Raw genomic sequence first — 18,746 nt, forward strand, 5'->3', positions numbered from 1 at the left:
GTTTATGAGAAGTATAAGGCTTCTTATGATATTCAAATACGAATCAATTTCAATTTTAGAATTGAGAATTTATAATATGTTTAAAAATGAAACTATACAGTGCCACAAATAACTTATTAGTTGTCGCCTTCGTATTGTGTTTTTGTCTATCGTTTTCTTTTGCGCAATCCGAGACTTCCTCTGATTTTAAAAAAACGGTTATCACTAGAGACTTTATTTCGGAAGGCGTAGCAGCAGCCGATTTAAATAAAGACGGCGCTATTGATATTGTTGCTGGATATTATTGGTTTGAAGCTCCTAATTGGGAACGTCGTGAGATGGCACCTTCACGCACTTACAATCCACGTGAAGAGTATTGCGAATCTTTTTTAAATATGGCTATGGACGTCAATTTAGATGGATGGGAAGATGTAATCATTATTGATTATCCTGGTAAGCATGCCTTTTGGTTTGAGAATCCTAAAAACAAACCTAGTGTCTGGCGGAAACACATTATTGCAGATTCGATGGGGATAGCAAATGAATCACCAGGATTTATAGATATTGATGGAGATGGTAGACTTGAAATTTTATGTGGAGATGTAGATAAAAATCAAATAGTTTGGTTGCAGGCACCATTGAAGCAAGGTGAAACTGAATGGAGGCGATTCGCAATTAGTACTGAGAACGTTCCTGGAACAGAACGGTTTTCTCATGGTATTGGTTATGGTGATATTAACAATGATGGAAATAATGATGTTGTTATAGCGGAAGGTTGGTTTGAAGGAACTGAGGATAATAAATCTGGTGATTGGAAATTTCATTCGACAAGGATAAGTGAACCATGTTCGCATATGCAAGTATTAGATGTAAACGGTGATGGAAATAATGATGTTTTAACCGCATCGGCACATAAACTTGGAGTTTGGTGGTATGAAAAAAAAGGCGATGAGTTTAAAACACATTTAATAAGTACAACTACCGCTCAGACGCATTCTTCAATAATGGTTGATTTAAATGGAGATGGAAGTGAAGATTTTGTAACCGGTAAACGCTTCTTAGCACATAATGGGAATGATGCCGGTGATGATGATGTGCCTTTATTATTCTGGATTGAATTTACACCTAAGACTGCTCCATATTATAAAGAACATTTAATTGACTCTGATTCTGGAGCAGGTTTAAATATCGCCATTGCAGATATAAACAAAGATGAAAAACCAGACATTGTTATTGCCAACAAGAATGGTGTTTTTATTCTTGAAAATAATATTCCAAACTGATTTATGGATTACACATTTTGTTTAAATAAATACCGAGATCTAGTTGAAATAAAGTGCCATCAATTAAATCTTGAATTTCAATTAATTCTTTTGCATTTAGCGCAAAAGTGACTTGAGGTAGTGGAGATTCTACAAGCAGTGTTCTACAAGTTTCTTTTTCCGCACAATCCTTACAAAGAAAGTTATTGTCTTTTGTATATTTAATGTTTTTAGAGAATTTAGATAATTCCTCTCGGGTTAGTAATAGTCCGTTATCCCGAAAAACTATCTGTACCTTATTACAATCTTTAGTATGGTTATTTTTCCATTGAAAGGCTACGCCTAACTTATTGTGGTAAATGGTGTCTATATCAGGCATATTATTCGATTTTAATCACTTTTTTTTCCTTTAAAATTTTAATGCTTTTTAGAACGTCATTCATGGCTTTTGTCATACTTGATGCAGAAATAGTTGCACCTGAAATAGCATCAATAGATTCGCCGTATGTTGGTTCATCTTCAGTAGATAAACCAATAAATTGTTTAAGCCAACGTTGACTTCCAATTTGTTTTCCATGGTCTTCTCTATAGATTAGCACCTTCGATTTTTTAATGGTTAAATCAATATTAAAAAGAACGATATAGTCAAATTTTCTCTTCATACTAGGGGCTTCACCTAAATATAGGTAGCCAATTTTATTTTCTTCACTATAGATTTCAAAGAAGCTATTTTCAACTAAAGTTGCAGGCGTTTCATTATTAATAGTTTCTGGAATAATGACTTTTTTTAAAACCTTCGTTTCTACTTCGTAGGTAGATAGAATAGCTGTGTTAATCTTTTTTTGCAATCTTGGGTCAATTTCATTTTTTGAAAATGAGATTAAAAGGGTTGCTATAATTAGCAACCCTAAACTAGATAGATTTCTATTTACCTTCAACACTAGAAACGGATTTATCAGTAACGAAATTTTTAATTAATTTGTTTATCTCACGTGGTTTTGCATCTTGCTTTTCAAGTTTATAAAAATGCATAAACAAAGGTTCTTCGTCAACCGATTTTAGTAATGTTAAGTCTCCAGACCTATTGTAAACTTTATCCCAAGAATTTCTAACCTTATTCCAGAATTTGTAATTGTTAACCCACCAATCTTTTGCTGGCTTACATTTTTCATCGTTTACTTTTGTGTAAACATTGTATCCTTTTTCTTGAGCTAAAAGCACGTCTTCTTGATTATCTTCACGTATAATTTTGTCATTATCTTGTTCATGTATCCAACCTGTAGCAGTAATTTCTTGTCGATTACCACGTAGCATAACATTGTAATCTTTTCGTTTTGAATATTCACGTCTTGGTAATGGTGAATAGGTAGTGTTTTCCCAGTAATTTTTACCATCAGCGTGAATCCAAGTAGCAGAACCAGAATATCTAGGGCTATCATCTACCTGAAAAACTTTCTGAGTCCACTGTCCTTTTACACTTTCTTTAGGTAAGGTTGAGAATTTCCAATTGTTATCTTTATCGTAATAAAATACTTCTTGATTTTCATATTCCCAATCTTGGCGCCAATGCTTTATTACCATAGAATCACGCACTAATAATAGATGTTGGATTGATAGTTTGTTTTCTCCATCCTCTATTAATTCGGCCCACTCTAGTGCTCCAGAGGTGTAGTCTAAATGTTTCTCATAATCTATTTCGGGAGCGAACGTTTCGGTGTATTTAAAAGTTACTTCATAACAACCGCACATTGCTTTTATAGCATCAATATCCTGTTGTTTTTTGTTGGTCTCGACTTGACCGAATGTTGTAATTGAAAGGAACAACATTCCTAATAGCGTCAATTTTCTCATTACTAATAGTTTAAAAGTTTGAACAAATTATTTCTTCAACAAAAATAGTATTTTTATTTAGATTGAATAAAAATAAGATATATATTTGAGCATTATTAAGAATCAGTCTAAACAATATTCATGTTAATTAGAATTTCAATTGTGTTATTTGCTTTCATTTTTTTAACAGATATAAATGCGCAGCAAGAGTCCATTGATTCGGTTAAGACAACCAATTTAAATGAAGTTGTGGTTACAGGGCAATACAATAAACAAAGTGTAGATAAAGCAGTATTTCAGGTTAAAGTGATTCCTAGAACGGTGATTGATAATTTGGCGGCAAATAATTTGGCCGACGTATTAAATCAAACATTAAACATAAATATTATACCCAATGCCTCAAGCGGAAAAAGTGGAGTGCAGTTATTTGGTCTTGATTCGCAATACTTTAAAATATTAATTGATAACATTCCTGTAATTAATGACGAGGGTCTCGGAAATAACACTGACTTAACACAATTAAATCTGGATGATGTTGAAAAAGTTGAAATTGTAGAGGGGTCAATGGGGGTGCAGTATGGTTCGAATGCTGTTTCTGGAATTATAAACATTATTACCAAGAAATCATCAAAATACAAATGGCAAATAACACCATATATACAAGAAGAAACCATTAGTAACGAGTATGGTTTTTTTGATCAAGGTAGACATATACAATCGATTAAAGTTGGGCATAATATTTCTGAAAAGTGGTACGTAAATGGTACATATACGCGTAATGATTTTGCGGGTCATTTTGGCAATCGTGAAGGTCAGAATTATGAGTTTAATGACGGAAATCGCGGTTACGAATGGTTGCCAAAATTGCAAAATAATGCCAAGGCACTAATTCGGTACAATTCGAATAATACAAATGCTTTTTACAGGTTCGAATATTTTGATGAAACAGTATCAAGATACGATTCCGTAGTGCGTACGAATTTAAATTCGGCAACACAGACCACTAATCCTACAGCTTCAGATGAGATTTTCACATCCGAAAGATTCAACCATCATCTTAACTTTTCTGGTAATTTGTTTAAAAGCGCGAATTACGATGCATCGTTTTCGTATCAGCAGCAAAAAAGAAATGTAGAGACTTATAATTATCGAATAAAAACTAAAGAAGAATTTGATAATAAAGCGTTCGAATATGAGTCTCGCAAAGGACTGTATTCTCGCGGCACTCTAAATAATTTATTTACTAATAATTGGTCTAATTATCAATTTGGATATGAGATTAGTAGTATAGATGGCTACTCTTCATCATTAGCTGGTGATTTTGAAACTGAAAATATTGAGAGACGATTAGAATCTTATGACGTTTTTACGTCAGCAGAATATTCAGTTACAGAAAAGTTTGCGTTACGACCGGGGGTACGGGTTATGTTCTCTTCAAAATTTGATGTGCAAACGGCCCTTTCTTTAAGTTCTAGGTATCTTTTTAATAATGGATATCAGTTAAGGGCTGTATTGGGGTCATCACCTAGGAACCCAAATTACGATGAATTATTTACCTATTTTGTAGATGTAAATCACGATGTACGCGGTAATGACTTGGTAAATCCAGAACGTGGTTATTCTGGTTTTTTACATTTAAAAAAAGAATTCTGGACTCCAGATAATAACTGGTTACTAAAGAATAAACTTTCCGCTTGGTATATGTCAGTAGATGATCGAATTGAATTAACGATTGTCAATACGAGTCCGCTTGCTTATCAATTTAATAATATTGATACTTATAACACTTGGGGGCTTTCTTTTACGAATGTAACTTCATATAAAAATCTTCAATTAAGTGCAGGAATATCATTTTCCGGTCAGTCCAAAACATTAGAAAGTCAAATAGATTTCAATGATGATTATCTGTATTCACTTCAAGTAAACAGCAATTTATCGTATAAGATTCCAAAGTGGAATACTGTTTTTTCTGCCTTTTATAAATACACAGGCAAGCAATATCAATTTTTGCAAACACAAGATTCGGCGGGTGATGTAATTTTCATCAGAGGCGAGCAAGATCAATACAGTTGGTTAGATGCCACTGTAAAGAAGTCATTCTTTAAAAATAAATTTCAAGCCGCTCTTGGCGCAAGAAACTTGTTAGATGTTACCCGGGTAAATACTGCAACTACAGGCGGTGCAGTTCATTCTGGTCCGTCTAATACTGTATTACTAGGCTACGGCCGTTCATTTTTTCTAAAACTATTATATAACCTTAATTTTTAAAACCGATTCCAATGAAAAACACAATCAAACTAATATCTATTTTATTTTTACTAGTACTGGCATCATGCAGTTCAGATGATAACAATGTTGTACCTGAAGAACTTGTGGTGGCTTTTGAGAACCCGTCTGTTAGTTTTAAGGCAACGGAAAGCGATAAAGAAATCAATTTAGTACTTTCAACGGCCGCAACAGAAGCTGGTACAATAAGTATTTCGTTTACGGGATTAAATGCTATTTATGGTTCAAGTGAAGATTTCGTAACAGTTCCGGCTGCTGAAAACGGAGTTATTTTAGTGTCAATACCAAGCGGTGCTACGAGCGCATCATTTAGTTTTTCAAAATTGAAAGATGCTATAGAAGGTGAAGAAAAAAGCATTGATTTCAGCATTGCTTCTGTAGATATTAGTAATGGTATAGCTAATGGAAACACCACAATGCAAGTTGCTTTTGAGGAGACCGCTGCGCTAGGTGGAACTATAGATTTTGAAGTAGGTGGGCCAAACCAACCCAATCAAGTTTATGTTGATCTAAGTGGGCAAAATCAAACTTCAGTTAATCGTGAAAGCTGGGATCTTGCTTTTTACAGTGGAGATGCTTTTAGAGTCGCTATTAATGGTTCTGTTTTTATGGCAGTATCAGAATTAGAAGCGATTGATATAGATGCAGTGGATGCAGCTAGTGTTGCTGAATTACAACCTACTGTTGCCGTTGGTACTTTTGATGCAGCAAATACTACTTTTGTTGATGCTCCAAATGGGGTAATTACTGGTACGGCTATTACCGAAGTATCTGAAACCGATTCGGAAAACAAAGTTTATTTAGTGAATTTAGGTTCTGAAATAGGTGCCGAAACGCCCGAAAATGGAAGTGTAGCTGTTTCTGGTGAATCTCGTGGTTGGATGAAAATTCGAGTATTGAGAAATGGAGCAGATTATACATTACAATATGCAGGCTTAGATGATGCGTCTCACACTGAGCTAAGTATAATTAAAAATGCTGCTTATAATTTTCAATTTTTTAGCCTGGTATCAGAAAATGAAGTAATTGTAGAACCAACAAAAGACAAATGGGATATCAATTTTACAGTTTTTACAAATGAAATTGAAGGTTATGGGTCTTATGGATATTCCGATTTTGTAACAACTAATTCTAAAGCAGGCACAGTAGCTTATATGGTTGAAGTGGCAACCTTAGCTTATGCTGATTTCTCCGTTACAGATATTGATGAATCATCTTTTGAAAATGACCAACGTGTAATAGGTAGTAATTGGAGAAATGGTGGCGGACCAGGAACTTTACCTTCATTAAAGGAAGATGTGTATTTTATATTAAAAGATTTTGATGGGAATAATTATAAATTAAAATTTACAGCATTAGTTAATGAAAGTGGTGTAAGAGGTTATCCTGCTTTTGAGTATACTTTATTAGAATAATAAGGATTACAATGATTTTGATTTTGAGTTAATTTTAAAACCGAACACACTTCTAGGTGTTCGGTTTTTTTCTAAAAATAGATAATGGAATTACTATATAGAAACGACTATGGTGCAACATTTAAGGTTACAAATAGTGCTAACCCAGATTGCGTCGTGCAATTAATTGTCGATTCGGTAGGAATTTATATGTCTAAGAGTGACCTAGATTATTTAATGATTATTGTTTTAAAAACAAATGAGCCATGTAATTGCGAAGATTGTGAAGGTGGTTCTTGCAATAAAATTTGGTGTTCTAATCCGTTAGTAGATATTTGCTTAAAAGTAAATGAACCTGTACTGCATTTAATGGAAGATTTAATAAAAGGAACTCAGTTTATGCTTAATATGGACGATACATTAAATGAATTTCGCTTAAACACATAAAATTTATAAACCTATTATTTGAATAGACCTTAAAGCTGATTAACTTCGTTAAAAATTTTAAAACCATGAATTCATCAATAGAAAAGTTATTAAACGATCAAGTAAAATTTGAAGCAAGTGCATCAATGCATTACTTGGCAATGGCGTCTTGGGCAGATGCCAACGGATACAATGGTGTTGCAGAATTCTTTTACAGTCAATCTGAAGAAGAAAGAGTTCATATGATTAAGTTGGTGAAGTTTATAAATGAACGAAGTGGTAAAGTACTTGTGCCTGCGCTTGATCAACCAACCCCAGAATATAAATCACTTAATGAGCTTTTTGAAGTATTTCTAAAAAGTGAAATGTTTGTTACCGAACAAATTAACCATGTAATCTTTGAATGTTTAGATAAAAAAGATTACAACGTACATAATTTTATGCAATGGTATGTTACTGAGCAGTTAGAAGAAGAGGCTGTTGCACGCACACTATTAGATAAATTAAATATTATTGGAGATGATAAATCTGGACATTATATGTTTGACAGAGATATTAATACTATTGTTAGTTCCGTTGATGTACCAGAATAATATATAAGATGTTCTAAAAATGTAAAAGATTCCGTTTGTCGGAATCTTTTTTTTTGTAGGTTTGTTATTATTTAGATTTAATAAAAATAATGAGCCCAGTAATTCTAATGAGTCCTTGTGTAATGGTTTCCGCTGATTGTGGAGGTTGTACGGGCGATAAAAAGAAAAAATGCTGTAAAAAGTACAAGAAAAAGGGGAAATCGAACTGTAGTCGTTGCCCTAAATTGTAGTTTTTATAACTATTTCCACCATCCCTTTTGCTTTCTAATATATACGATTTGACCAGTGTGATAGGCATTATGTGAACACATGTTAGCGATATCCGAACTCCATTCATTAAGCTCACTTTCTGTTGCTGTTTTAATTGTATTAACCCAAACGGATTGAATACTATCTAATCTTTTAACAGCATCCGTCCACTCATTCATATTAAGTTTTTTAAAAGTGACATCGTTATCATTATCAAAACTTGGTAATGGTTCACCTTTAAAAGCTAATAATTCTCTTTCGTTCCAAAAAATTAAATGTGAAACTAATTCTGAAATAGAATGGTTTGCGTTTTTGTCTTTCCAATTAGCTTGTCTTACGGTTATGTTTTGTAATGCCTTACTTGTGGGAACAAACCAACCTTCCTTTTTGTGCGTATTTTCTAATTGTTCAAGCAGAATGGATTTCACCGATGGTTTATTTTTCTGACTTTGACAGGGTAGGGTTAATAGTATTAGTAATAATAAAAATGTAGTTTTCATATGTTTGTTCTGGCCATTCTAATTATTAAAATTACTGTATTTATTTCAACGATTATAAATAGGTTTTAAAACACATTTCTTAATCCGAATTTTTGAGTGAATGAAAATTGCTTTTGTTGCTCATAATTATTTAACTGAGGTGTTAACCGAGCGGTTTTATAAATCTTCCTTAAGATTTTCCATTCGATTTTTAGAATAAAAATAGATAAATATTTTGTTTTTTTTACTCCATTGAAAATCAAATATTTGTTCTTTAAAATGAAAGAAAAAAAATGGGTCGCTTTTTAATTTTTATTTAATCAAAAATTATATTTATTTTTTTTCGTCTTTTATTTTTTTTGTAAAATATTGGTTATCAGCATTTAAAAATAAATCATCTCTTGTTAAACTTTATTATGTTAATAAACATGTGGAAAACCCAATGTATGTTAAGGAAAAGTAAAGGGAATAAAAATTGAACTTTACAACACACTAAGAACACCATTAATAATCCGATTTAATTCCATGGAAATTACCCACCTCATCAAAAGGGATTTCACAAAGAAACCCTTTCAGTTGCACAAGATTACTGACGCCGTTTTAAAAGCTATGACAGCTGTAGAACATGGCGGATTTGCAGATGCAACTCGTATTTCAGACAATGTATATGCATCGCTTTTAGAGCGAAAAGTATTAGATGAAAGCTATGTGCCTACTGTAGAAGAGGTCCAAGATTTTGTTGAGAATAAACTGATGGAAGGTGGCTTTTTTGATGTGGCTAAGGGTTACATTCTTTACAGAAATGAACAAGCTTTAAAAAGGAAAACAAATATTTTTGAGAAGCGTATAAATTTAAAACCGTATGAGTATCCGGAATTGTACGAATATGTTCCAGCAATTCGTCATTCGTATTGGATTCACTCAGAATTTAATTTTACAAGTGACATACAGGATTTTAAAACTCGTTTAAATGAAACTGAGCGAAGTGCAATAAAAAATACCATGTTAGCCATTTCGCAAATTGAAGTAGCGGTGAAAAGTTTTTGGGGCGACATATATCATAAAATGCCAAAACCAGAAATAGGTTCGGTTGGTGCAACTTTTGCAGAAAGTGAAGTGCGACATGCAGATGCGTATTCTCATTTACTTGAAATTTTAGGATTAAATGCAGAATTTAAAAAGCTTAAGAAAAAACCTGTAATAATGAAACGTGTGCAGTATTTAGAAACTGCACTAAAGAATGCAAAAAGTGACGATAATAAAGAGTATGCAGAGTCTATTTTATTGTTCTCACTTTTTATTGAGCATGTATCATTGTTCTCACAGTTTTTAATTATTATGGCATTCAATAAACATAAAAATATGCTTAAAGGTATATCTAATGTAGTTGAGGCTACTTCTAAAGAAGAGCAAATTCATGGGGATTTTGGTATTGATATCATTAAGATAATTAAAGATGAAAATCCGGAATGGTTCGATGCAGCACATGAAGAAACAATTCAGAAAATGTGTAAAGAAGCATTCACATCTGAGAGTTCAATTGTAGATTGGATTTTTGAAAAAGGAGAATTAGAATTTTTACCAAAAGCAGTGGTAAATGAATTTATTAAGAACCGTTTCAATAGTTCTTTAGAGAGCATTGGAATTGAAAAAATATTCGAAGTAGACGAAACATTATTAGCACAAACCGAATGGTTTGATGATGAAATTATCGGCACTAAACATGGCGACTTCTTCGTAAAACGGTCTATTAACTATAGCAAAAGAACACAAAGTATAACTAGCGACGATCTTTTTTAAATGAATGAATTAAACACTACCCAGGAAACACAAACAACCAATATTTCAGACACTGATCATCTTGTTAATGCGAGAAAAGAAGCTTTACAAAAACACAAAGAAAATAATGACTCAGGTTTTCAATGGTTAACCGAACACAGTCGCAACTTTTTAAATTCAGGATATTTAACTGAAGGCGTTACTGCGGAGCAGCGCATTCGTGAAATTGCTGATAGAGCAGAGCATCTTTTAGATATGCCGGGCTTTTCAGATAAGTTTTTCGGTTACATGTCAGAAGGTTTTTTCTCATTGGCATCACCAGTTTGGTCTAACTTTGGTAAAGAAAGGGGCTTACCAATAAGTTGTTTTGGATCACATATTGATGATGATATGGGTAATATTTTATATACCCAATCTGAAGTAGGAATGATGTCTAAATTAGGAGGTGGTACTTCTGGTTACTTCGGTAAAATAAGACATCGTGGTGCTGACGTTAAAAATAACGGTCAGGCTTCAGGAGCTGTGCACATTATGCAGCTTTTTGAATCTATGGTAGATGTTGTAAGTCAAGGTTCTGTGCGTCGTGGACGTTTCTCACCTTACTTACCAGTTGAGCATCCAGATATTGAAGAGTTTTTAGAAATAGGTACAGAAGGAAATCCAATTCAAGAATTGACTCATGGTGTCACCGTGACCAATAAATGGATGGAAGAAATGATTGCTGGTGATACGGCTAAGCGTTCAATTTGGGCAAAAGTATTACAACGAAGAGGCGAGATGGGTTATCCGTATATCTTCTTTAAGGATAATGCAAATAATGGTGCTGCAGATGTTTACAAGGACAAGCAAATGCCAATTTATGCTAGTAATCTATGTACAGAGATAATGTTACCTTCAAACGACGATTGGTCTTTTGTGTGTGTCTTATCTTCAGTTAATGTTTTGCATTACGATAAATGGAAAGATACCGATGCTGTTGAAACTATGGTTTATTTCTTAGATGCTGTTATTACAGAATTCTTAGAAAAGCTTGAAGCATACCGTGATTCTGATAGTAGAGAGGATCGTCAGACTTTCCTTTTTATGGAACGCGCTTATAATTTTGCAAAGGAAAACCGTTCGTTAGGTTTAGGTGTTTTAGGATGGCACTCATTATTACAATCTAGAATGTTACCTTTTAATAGCCAAGAAGCTTTTAATTTAAATAGTGAAATATTTAGAAAAATAAAGGAAAAGTCATATAAGGCTTCAGAAGAATTAGCCGATAAATTTGGAGAAACTTCTGTTCTTAAAGGTTACGGAAGACGTAACGCTACATTAAATGCTGTGGCGCCAACAACATCTTCAGCTTTTATATTAGGTCAAGTCTCACAGGGTATAGAGCCAATATGGTCAAATATTTATGTAAAAGATATTGCTAAAATAAAGACGACAATTAAGAATCCATTTTTGGTTGATTTGTTAGAAGAAAAAGGACAGAATGTTACTGAGGTATGGCGCAGTATTCGTGAGCGCGATGGTTCTGTACAACATTTAGAATTTTTATCTGACTTAGAAAAAGAGGTTTTTAAAACGTATTCTGAAATTGACCAGATGGATATAATTTATCAAGCTGCAAACCGTCAAAATCATATTGATCAAGGGCAATCTGTGAATATTATCGTGCACCCAGATATGCCAGTGAAAGAAATAAATAAAATTCATGTTACTGCATGGAAATTAGGTTTAAAGTCGCTGTACTATCAACATAGTATGAATGCTGCACAGAAATTTAAGCAGAAAAAAGATTGCGCAAGCTGCGAAGCTTAAAACATATTAAATCACATATATTTAAAAAATCGGCCTCTTAACAGAGGTCGATTTTTTTGGTTTCGGGGAGTTATAAGTTAAATCTTTACTTTTATTTAGATTTAATTTAAATAAACTTTTGTGAATCTTAAAACTGATTTATATTTGCAGCCTATTTTAAAATATCAACCAAAATGCGGCAAGTTCTATTTCTTTCATTTTTGTTTATTTCCTCAGTAATAATTGCACAGACAAAGACCGATTCTATCGCTTTAAATCCGCAAAGTCAACTCAACAGTGCTCAGCGTTTACTTTCTGGTAATTATGCATCAGCGGTTACCGTTAGTGCTTATGCCGAAATTGTATACAACCAGCCTGAAGGTGATAATGCTGTTTTGGATATACCGAGAATGGTTTTGCTTTTTGGATATCGCTTTAATGAAAAAGCTCAGTTTGTAACTGAGGTTGAAATGGAACATATAAGATTATTGGTAATTGAGCAGGCATTTATTAATTACAATATTGCGAATAATGTAAACTTACGAGGTGGATTAATGCTAGTACCTATGGGTATCGTAAATGAATTTCATGAACCAACAACTTTCAACGGTACAAATAGGCCATCTGTTGATAGATTTATAGTTCCAACTACTTGGCGTGAAATAGGAGTAGGGGTAAGTGGTAAGTTTAATGATTTGTCTTTAGGTTATCAAGCTTATATTTTCAACGGGTTTAAAACTATTGAAGCTGATGGTTTAGGTGGAATTTCTGGATTGTTACAGGGTTCTGATGGACTACGTTCTGGACGACAAAGTGGAGCACTGTCAACTATGGATAGTCCGACATTTTCAGCGAAATTGGATTATTATGGAATATCAGGCTTGAGATTGGGACTTTCAACTTATTTGGGTCAAACGCAGGCTTCTGATGAATTCGAAGTATTAGAAGGGTCAAGTATTGGGGTGTCTATGTTTGGATTAGATGCCAGATATGCTTACAATAGATTCACCGCTAGAGGTCAGTTTATTTACAACTCACTTTCAGATACTGAAGCATATAATGTTTTAACAGGCAAAGATTTGGGTAGCTCGCTAATGGGATACTATGTTGAAGGAGGTTACAATCTTTTGTCAACAGATAAAAAACAAAAACTGTTTGTTTTTGCCAGATATGAAAATTACGATACACATGCCGATACAGCAGGTGATTTAGAGCAAAACCCATTATATGATAGAACAGATGTTACTACGGGTCTTTCGTACCATATAGCGCCAGGGGTAGTACTAAAAGGGGATTATCAATTTAAAAGCAACGCGCTTAATGGCAGCGATGTGGATAATCAATTGAATTTTGGTATTGGAGTTTGGTTCTAAAAGCCAAATCAGAAAAGGAGCTATAGTTCATATTTTTTATAAAAAACGATTTCATCTTTATTAAGATTAATTCCAAATAACTATATTTGCCTCATGCAATTGTCCAAAGCAACATATGGTGTTTTTTTATTGACAATTTTTTTATTGCTTGGTTTCGGTCTTCCTAAGAAAATTGAAAAAAGAGTGGTAAAGGAGGTAGAAAGAACATTTGAGGTTACCGATATTTCCTTTAAATCCATTGTTGTAGCTGGTGAGTTAAATGCAGAACTCCCATCAAAAATCACTGAAAACAACTTTAATGCAGTGTATAAAAACGAGGCGTTGTTAGGTTATGTTTTTGTGGATAAAGCATCGAGTAAGACAGCAAAATTCGACTACTTAGTGTTGTTTAATAATAATCTTGAAATTGTTAATTCTAAGGTTTTAATTTATCGTGAGGAGTATGGTGGTGAAATTGGAAGCAAAAGATGGTTGAAACAATTTTTCGGTAAATCAGGAAAAGATCGTGTTAATTTTGAAACTAACATCGATGGAATTTCAGGAGCCACAATCTCTGTGCGCTCAATGACAACAGCAATAGATAATCTACTTCAGACTGTTGGTAAATTACAAGAAAAGAATATTCTATAATGCAGTATAACGGTTTGCTGCTCACTTTTCCGAAGGAAATAAAATTATTTATAGCTTGTTTTGTTATAGTGCTTTCTGTAGGGTTTTTTACGGGTCTTTTATTTATTTCCGAAACTGACAGCAACAATCCAGCAGGAATTGAAGAGAATTATTTGGGTAACGAAGATGATGAGGAAGCTGAAGAAATGAAATTCAAAAAAAGCGACCGACAGATGCTTACTATTGTACATACTCATATACTGTCAATGTCTTTAATTTTCTTTCTTCTAGGCGGATTGGTTTGGCTCACTAAGGCATCTAAAAAACTAAAATTATTTTTAACCATAGAGCCATTTCTTTCTGTAATTCTAACTTTCGGCGGAATTTATCTTATATGGACAGGAGTGCTATGGATGAAATATGTAGTAGTTTGTTCGGGTATTTTAATGACTGTCACATTTGCGGTCTCAGCACTCTTAGTTTTATCACAAACGTTAAGAAAAAGTCAATAGTTAATAGATTGCCGTACTGTGTAAAAACAGCCATAAAAATCCCTATATTTGCACGCAATTAATCTGTAATTGCAATGAACGCCCACCAACATAAAATTTTAGGAGAAGGTCTTACATACGACGATGTGTTATTAGTACCTGCCTATTCAGAAATACTTCCTAGAGAAGTAGATATCAAAACAAAATTTTCACGTAACATTACAATCAACGTTCCTGTTGTTTCGGCAGCTATGGATACCGTTACCGAATCTCGAATGGCTATTGCTATGGCACAAGAAGGCGGTATTGGTGTTTTGCATAAAAACATGACTATTGCGCAACAAGCGATGAAAGTTCGAAAAGTAAAACGCGCTGAAAGTGGTATGATAATCGACCCGGTAACTTTACCGCTCGAGTCGAAGGTGAAAGATGCTAAGGCTGCAATGAAAGAATTTAGTATCGGGGGTATTCCTATAGTTGATGCAGCTGGTAAATTACTTGGTATTGTTACCAATCGTGATTTACGATTCGAAAAGAATAATGAGCGACCTATATCTGAGGTAATGACTTCTGAGAATTTGGTAACTACAAGTGAAGGCACTTCTTTAACGCAAGCAGAAGATATTTTACAAGAGAGTAAAATTGAAAAATTACCTGTCGTTGATGATAATTATAAGCTAATTGGTTTAATTACATTTAGAGATATAACCAAGCTCACACAAAAGCCAATTGCCAATAAAGATAGCTTTGGTAGGCTACGTGTTGCAGCGGCTATAGGTGTTACTGGAGATGCTGTTTTAAGAGCAGAAGCATTAGTGAATGCGGGTGTTGATGCTGTTATTATTGATACTGCGCATGGTCATACCAAAGGAGTAGTTGATGTATTAAAAGAAGTAAAAAAGAAATTTCCAGAGCTTGATGTTGTTGTCGGTAATATAGCAACCGGCGATGCGGCAAAATATTTGGCAGATGCCGGAGCAGATGCCGTAAAAGTTGGTATTGGTCCAGGGTCTATTTGTACAACTCGCGTTGTAGCTGGAGTAGGTTTCCCTCAATTCTCGGCTGTTTTAGAGGTAGCTGCAGCACTAAAAGGTACTGGCGTTCCCGTAATTGCAGATGGTGGAATTCGTTACACTGGTGATATCCCAAAAGCGATTGCTGCCGGAGCAGATACTGTAATGTTAGGTTCGTTATTGGCAGGTACCCAAGAATCTCCTGGTGAAACTATTATTTACGAAGGACGAAAGTTTAAAACCTATCGTGGTATGGGTTCCGTTGAAGCCATGAAGAAAGGTAGTAAGGATCGTTACTTCCAAGACGTAGAAGACGATATTAAAAAGTTAGTACCGGAAGGAATAGTAGGTCGCGTACCCTACAAAGGTGAGTTATATGAAAGTATACATCAGTTTGTAGGTGGATTGCGAGCAGGTATGGGATATTGTGGTGCTAAGGATATCGAAACTCTAAAAGAGACCGGTCGATTTGTAAAAATCACTGCTAGCGGTATCAATGAAAGTCACCCACATGATGTTACCATAACCAAAGAGTCTCCAAACTATAGCAGGTAATAAAGTCTCTTGTGATTCGTTAATATGTTAATTCCTCTAAACATTTCTTATGCGAATCATACTTATTGCATTAATCTTGTCAGTATCTTTCTTTTCTTGTGAAGATGATGTTGCAAACGATAAAATTATTTCTGAATCCATTGGGATAAGTCTTTCGGATATTCCAGATATTTTGGAGGAAACAATTGATTTAAATATTACTATTCAAAGTGATATTGATATCGCTATGACTACAATTTTTATTGACGAAGAATTGGTTACAACGGTTGCCGATAAATCTTTTTCAATAAGTATAGATCCATTTGATTATCCTGTTGGTAATAGGACAATAAAGGTAGTTGTTAAATCTATAGATGGAGATATAAAGGAAGTAACACATAGTTTTGTAAATAAAAAATTATTAATCACACTTAATTACATAACACCAATAGCAGATTTTGTTGCGGTACAGGCAGCTGACGGGTCATTAATAACCTACGAACAATATGAAGGAGAACCTTTAAAATTATATTCCAATGATAATTTTGAGCGGCAAAATTTTACAGTTACAGCATATCAATTGAACAGTTTTAATAATACCACCTATATTACTTCATTTTTAAATTTAGAACCCGGAGCCAGTAATCTAACTTTTGAAGAACAGGAAGAAGAAATTAATGGTTTGCGTTTAGGAGTAACTGATAAAAAACAGATCGCGTTTTCTTCATTAGGCAAGCATTTAGTAGGAAGTTATAATGGTGTAATACAAACGGCGAATGGCAACCTTAGTTATTTACCTCAGTTAAGCGGAGAATATGATTTTTTATATAATATTGATTTAGAAGAAGATTTCTATTTGTTTTCGATTTATGAAAAAGAACCTGTATTTAAGAACAAATATTTAAAAGCCAATATTCAAGAATTAGCCACTAATGTTTATACCGAAGAAGATTTTCTTCCGGTTGAAAATTTTAAGGAAGTTACGGTATCATTGGTCAATACTCCCTATTTCAATTATAGAGTAGAAGGTTATAAAAATTATGAGGATTACCTTAATTATAAATTTAACATGGTAAATTCCGACTACTTATCTGAAGAAACAGATTATAAAATTAGGATTCCTTTAATAGATGAATTCAATCTTTATCAGGTTAAGTTCGCTACTAAATTAGAAAATAATTCTACAGTAGAAGTTCATCAACATATTGCCGAGAATCAAACGGAAATCAATATTCCTATAATGAATGTAACGAAGCTTAATAATTCATTATCCTTTACAGGAGAGAGAGAATTTGATTATTCCGTTCTAAGGTATATAGATGAGACTGAAAACTTACAAGATGATTATTCGAATTTTAGTTGGAGAATTTTTCAAAACTACAATCAAGAAATTAGTTTGCCAATCTATACCTTAGAACATCCAGATGAGGTTCTAACGTTAATGAATTCTACTAGTCTAAGCCCCTCATTTTCAATCGATAGTGGTAAGAAGTTAAAGGTAGATTTAGTTGATCATGAAGATGCAATTATTCTTGAGAATATAATTTTTAGTCACGGTTATTCATCTAATGAAAAGGGGTATAAATACATTTTTAGTTTTGATGGTCTTTTAGAAAAATAGTGTACTAAAGTTTTTATTCCAAAAATTGCATCTGAGGATAATAATAGTATTTTTGGGTGAAACGGTTGATTAGTCTGCATTTATGGCTTTTTTACATGTTAAAAAACCATATGGACTACGACAATAAGGCTGACGATTATTACAAACATGGAAGGCCAGAGATGTTGGCGTACCTGCCAAAGGGATGCAAAACACTTTTAGATATAGGTTGTGGTGAAGGCTCTTTCGCTGCTTATATAAAGAGTAAAGAAAACCTTGAAGCTTGGGGAATTGAGTTAATGGAAGGCCCAGGGAAAGAAGCTGGTAAAAAGTTAGATAAAGTATTTATCGGTCCCTGTGAAAATCATATAGATGCACTACCTGACAACTATTTCGATGCCATTTACTGTAATGATGTTCTAGAGCATTTGGTAGACCCATATACTGTATTAACAATTCTTAGAAAGAAATTATCAGCTAACGGAGTAATTATAAGTTCAATTCCTAATATTCGTTATCACGATGCTTTTAAGAAAATAATCCTACAAAAAAAGTTCGAATACGAGGGGCACGGTATTTTCGATAAAACACATTTGCGATTTTTTACCAAAAGCAGCATTACTAAAATGTATAAAGATTTGGGCTATCAAATTGTAAAACACGAAGGCGTTAATAGAACAAGATCTCTAAAACCATACCTATACAACATTCCATTTTTCTTCACAGCCATGGACATGTTCTATTTGCAATATGCAACTGTTGCTAAGCGAGTTTAGATTTGTTATTCTATTCTTGAAACTCTAAAATATCGTCAACTTTACAATAAAATAACTTGTAGGTATACCATTGGTAGTTTAGGCAATTTGAGTTTGATTTTCATTCTTGTTTTAGAATAATTAGACTCCATTTCGCTTACATTTTTTGGATAGTTGAATGAGTAATTAGTTATGTTTTAATAGCATTGCATATAAGTTTACCAATTAATTCATTTAGTCAGGAATTTTTTTGCACTTATAGATCTACATGAAGTAACAATCACTAAAACCATAAAGATCAGATCT

At 33.6% G+C, this 18,746-nt stretch carries 17 protein-coding genes; 13 read left to right on the top strand and 4 right to left on the bottom strand.

What is annotated here, in order from left to right; genetic code table 11:
- The first annotated feature begins 86 nt into the window (after positions 1-86).
- Positions 87-1,262 carry an FG-GAP repeat domain-containing protein gene (locus tag UH7x_RS14070; RefSeq protein ID WP_482360557.1) on the top strand — a complete coding sequence of 392 codons (1,176 nt, stop codon included), beginning with the start codon at positions 87-89 and terminating at the stop codon, positions 1,260-1,262.
- Between the two features lies 1 nt (position 1,263).
- Here UH7x_RS14070 and UH7x_RS14075 read toward each other — a convergent pair whose 3' ends face one another.
- From UH7x_RS14075 to UH7x_RS14085, 3 genes are read right to left on the bottom strand one after another with little or no spacing between them, the layout of a single operon-like run.
- Positions 1,264-1,620: a hypothetical protein gene (locus UH7x_RS14075; RefSeq protein ID WP_482360558.1), complete on the bottom strand. Its 357-nt coding sequence runs from the start codon at positions 1,618-1,620 to the stop codon at positions 1,264-1,266.
- A 1-nt stretch (position 1,621) separates the two neighbouring features.
- On the bottom strand, positions 1,622-2,182 hold the full coding sequence (locus tag UH7x_RS14080) for an FMN-binding protein (protein WP_482360559.1): 561 nt from the start codon (positions 2,180-2,182) through the stop codon (positions 1,622-1,624).
- Positions 2,166-3,092 (bottom strand): DUF6607 family protein, encoded by a 927-nt coding sequence (locus UH7x_RS14085; RefSeq protein WP_482360560.1) that lies wholly within the window; start codon positions 3,090-3,092, stop codon positions 2,166-2,168. The genes UH7x_RS14080 and UH7x_RS14085 overlap by 17 nt, the downstream gene beginning before the upstream one ends.
- A gap of 120 nt (positions 3,093-3,212) precedes the next feature.
- On the opposite strand from UH7x_RS14085, the gene UH7x_RS14090 reads away from it, so the two are divergent.
- From UH7x_RS14090 to UH7x_RS14105, 4 genes are all read left to right on the top strand, one after another.
- Complete coding sequence (locus UH7x_RS14090) at positions 3,213-5,339, top strand: TonB-dependent receptor plug domain-containing protein (protein WP_482360561.1); 2,127 nt, start codon at positions 3,213-3,215, stop codon at positions 5,337-5,339.
- 11 nt (positions 5,340-5,350) lie between these two features.
- Positions 5,351-6,772, top strand: a complete 1,422-nt coding sequence (locus UH7x_RS14095) for an HmuY family protein (RefSeq protein ID WP_482360562.1) — start codon at positions 5,351-5,353, stop codon at positions 6,770-6,772.
- A gap of 84 nt (positions 6,773-6,856) precedes the next feature.
- Positions 6,857-7,198 (top strand): hypothetical protein, encoded by a 342-nt coding sequence (locus tag UH7x_RS14100; RefSeq protein WP_482360563.1) that lies wholly within the window; start codon positions 6,857-6,859, stop codon positions 7,196-7,198.
- A 65-nt stretch (positions 7,199-7,263) separates the two neighbouring features.
- The gene (locus UH7x_RS14105) at positions 7,264-7,770 is read left to right on the top strand and encodes a ferritin (protein ID WP_482360564.1); all 507 of its coding nucleotides are present in this window, start codon (positions 7,264-7,266) and stop codon (positions 7,768-7,770) included.
- Between the two features lie 239 nt (positions 7,771-8,009).
- On the opposite strand, the gene UH7x_RS14110 is transcribed toward UH7x_RS14105, so the two are convergent.
- Positions 8,010-8,519, bottom strand: a complete 510-nt coding sequence (locus tag UH7x_RS14110) for a DinB family protein (RefSeq protein ID WP_482360565.1) — start codon at positions 8,517-8,519, stop codon at positions 8,010-8,012.
- A gap of 504 nt (positions 8,520-9,023) precedes the next feature.
- Between UH7x_RS14110 and UH7x_RS14115 the strand changes: the two genes are divergently transcribed.
- The 8 genes from UH7x_RS14115 (at position 9,024) to UH7x_RS14150 (ending at position 18,461) form a co-directional block, all read left to right on the top strand.
- Positions 9,024-10,298 carry a ribonucleotide-diphosphate reductase subunit beta gene (locus UH7x_RS14115; RefSeq protein ID WP_482360566.1) on the top strand — a complete coding sequence of 425 codons (1,275 nt, stop codon included), beginning with the start codon at positions 9,024-9,026 and terminating at the stop codon, positions 10,296-10,298.
- On the top strand, positions 10,299-12,086 hold the full coding sequence (locus tag UH7x_RS14120; protein ID WP_482360567.1) for a ribonucleoside-diphosphate reductase subunit alpha: 1,788 nt from the start codon (positions 10,299-10,301) through the stop codon (positions 12,084-12,086).
- 173 nt (positions 12,087-12,259) lie between these two features.
- Entirely contained in the window at positions 12,260-13,438 is a 1,179-nt protein-coding gene (locus UH7x_RS14125) for a hypothetical protein (protein WP_482360568.1), read from the top strand.
- A 93-nt stretch (positions 13,439-13,531) separates the two neighbouring features.
- A complete protein-coding gene (locus tag UH7x_RS14130; protein WP_482360569.1) occupies positions 13,532-14,068 on the top strand; it encodes an FMN-binding protein in 537 nt (178 codons plus the stop codon).
- On the top strand, positions 14,068-14,559 hold the full coding sequence (locus UH7x_RS14135; RefSeq protein ID WP_482360570.1) for a hypothetical protein: 492 nt from the start codon (positions 14,068-14,070) through the stop codon (positions 14,557-14,559). The genes UH7x_RS14130 and UH7x_RS14135 overlap by 1 nt, the downstream gene beginning before the upstream one ends.
- 74 nt (positions 14,560-14,633) lie before the next feature.
- Positions 14,634-16,106 carry an IMP dehydrogenase gene (gene guaB / locus UH7x_RS14140; protein ID WP_482360571.1) on the top strand — a complete coding sequence of 491 codons (1,473 nt, stop codon included), beginning with the start codon at positions 14,634-14,636 and terminating at the stop codon, positions 16,104-16,106.
- A 49-nt stretch (positions 16,107-16,155) separates the two neighbouring features.
- Complete coding sequence (locus tag UH7x_RS14145; protein ID WP_482360572.1) at positions 16,156-17,706, top strand: hypothetical protein; 1,551 nt, start codon at positions 16,156-16,158, stop codon at positions 17,704-17,706.
- A 110-nt stretch (positions 17,707-17,816) separates the two neighbouring features.
- A complete protein-coding gene (locus UH7x_RS14150) occupies positions 17,817-18,461 on the top strand; it encodes a class I SAM-dependent methyltransferase (protein ID WP_482360573.1) in 645 nt (214 codons plus the stop codon).
- Positions 18,462-18,746: the final 285 nt, after the last annotated feature.

The sequence above is a fragment of the Aurantibacter sp. UH7 genome (assembly GCF_056839165.1).

Coding starts and splice junctions, on each gene's coding strand:
- UH7x_RS14125 (WP_482360568.1), top strand. CDS start 12,260: ATGCGGCAAGTTCTATTTCTTTCATTTTTGTTTATTTCCTCAGTAATA.
- UH7x_RS14075 (WP_482360558.1), bottom strand. CDS start 1,620: ATGCCTGATATAGACACCATTTACCACAATAAGTTAGGCGTAGCCTTT.
- UH7x_RS14135 (WP_482360570.1), top strand. CDS start 14,068: ATGCAGTATAACGGTTTGCTGCTCACTTTTCCGAAGGAAATAAAATTA.
- UH7x_RS14145 (WP_482360572.1), top strand. CDS start 16,156: ATGCGAATCATACTTATTGCATTAATCTTGTCAGTATCTTTCTTTTCT.
- UH7x_RS14110 (WP_482360565.1), bottom strand. CDS start 8,519: ATGAAAACTACATTTTTATTATTACTAATACTATTAACCCTACCCTGT.
- guaB (WP_482360571.1), top strand. CDS start 14,634: ATGAACGCCCACCAACATAAAATTTTAGGAGAAGGTCTTACATACGAC.
- UH7x_RS14115 (WP_482360566.1), top strand. CDS start 9,024: ATGGAAATTACCCACCTCATCAAAAGGGATTTCACAAAGAAACCCTTT.
- UH7x_RS14095 (WP_482360562.1), top strand. CDS start 5,351: ATGAAAAACACAATCAAACTAATATCTATTTTATTTTTACTAGTACTG.
- UH7x_RS14120 (WP_482360567.1), top strand. CDS start 10,299: ATGAATGAATTAAACACTACCCAGGAAACACAAACAACCAATATTTCA.
- UH7x_RS14150 (WP_482360573.1), top strand. CDS start 17,817: ATGGACTACGACAATAAGGCTGACGATTATTACAAACATGGAAGGCCA.
- UH7x_RS14085 (WP_482360560.1), bottom strand. CDS start 3,092: ATGAGAAAATTGACGCTATTAGGAATGTTGTTCCTTTCAATTACAACA.
- UH7x_RS14090 (WP_482360561.1), top strand. CDS start 3,213: ATGTTAATTAGAATTTCAATTGTGTTATTTGCTTTCATTTTTTTAACA.
- UH7x_RS14070 (WP_482360557.1), top strand. CDS start 87: ATGAAACTATACAGTGCCACAAATAACTTATTAGTTGTCGCCTTCGTA.
- UH7x_RS14105 (WP_482360564.1), top strand. CDS start 7,264: ATGAATTCATCAATAGAAAAGTTATTAAACGATCAAGTAAAATTTGAA.
- UH7x_RS14100 (WP_482360563.1), top strand. CDS start 6,857: ATGGAATTACTATATAGAAACGACTATGGTGCAACATTTAAGGTTACA.
- UH7x_RS14130 (WP_482360569.1), top strand. CDS start 13,532: ATGCAATTGTCCAAAGCAACATATGGTGTTTTTTTATTGACAATTTTT.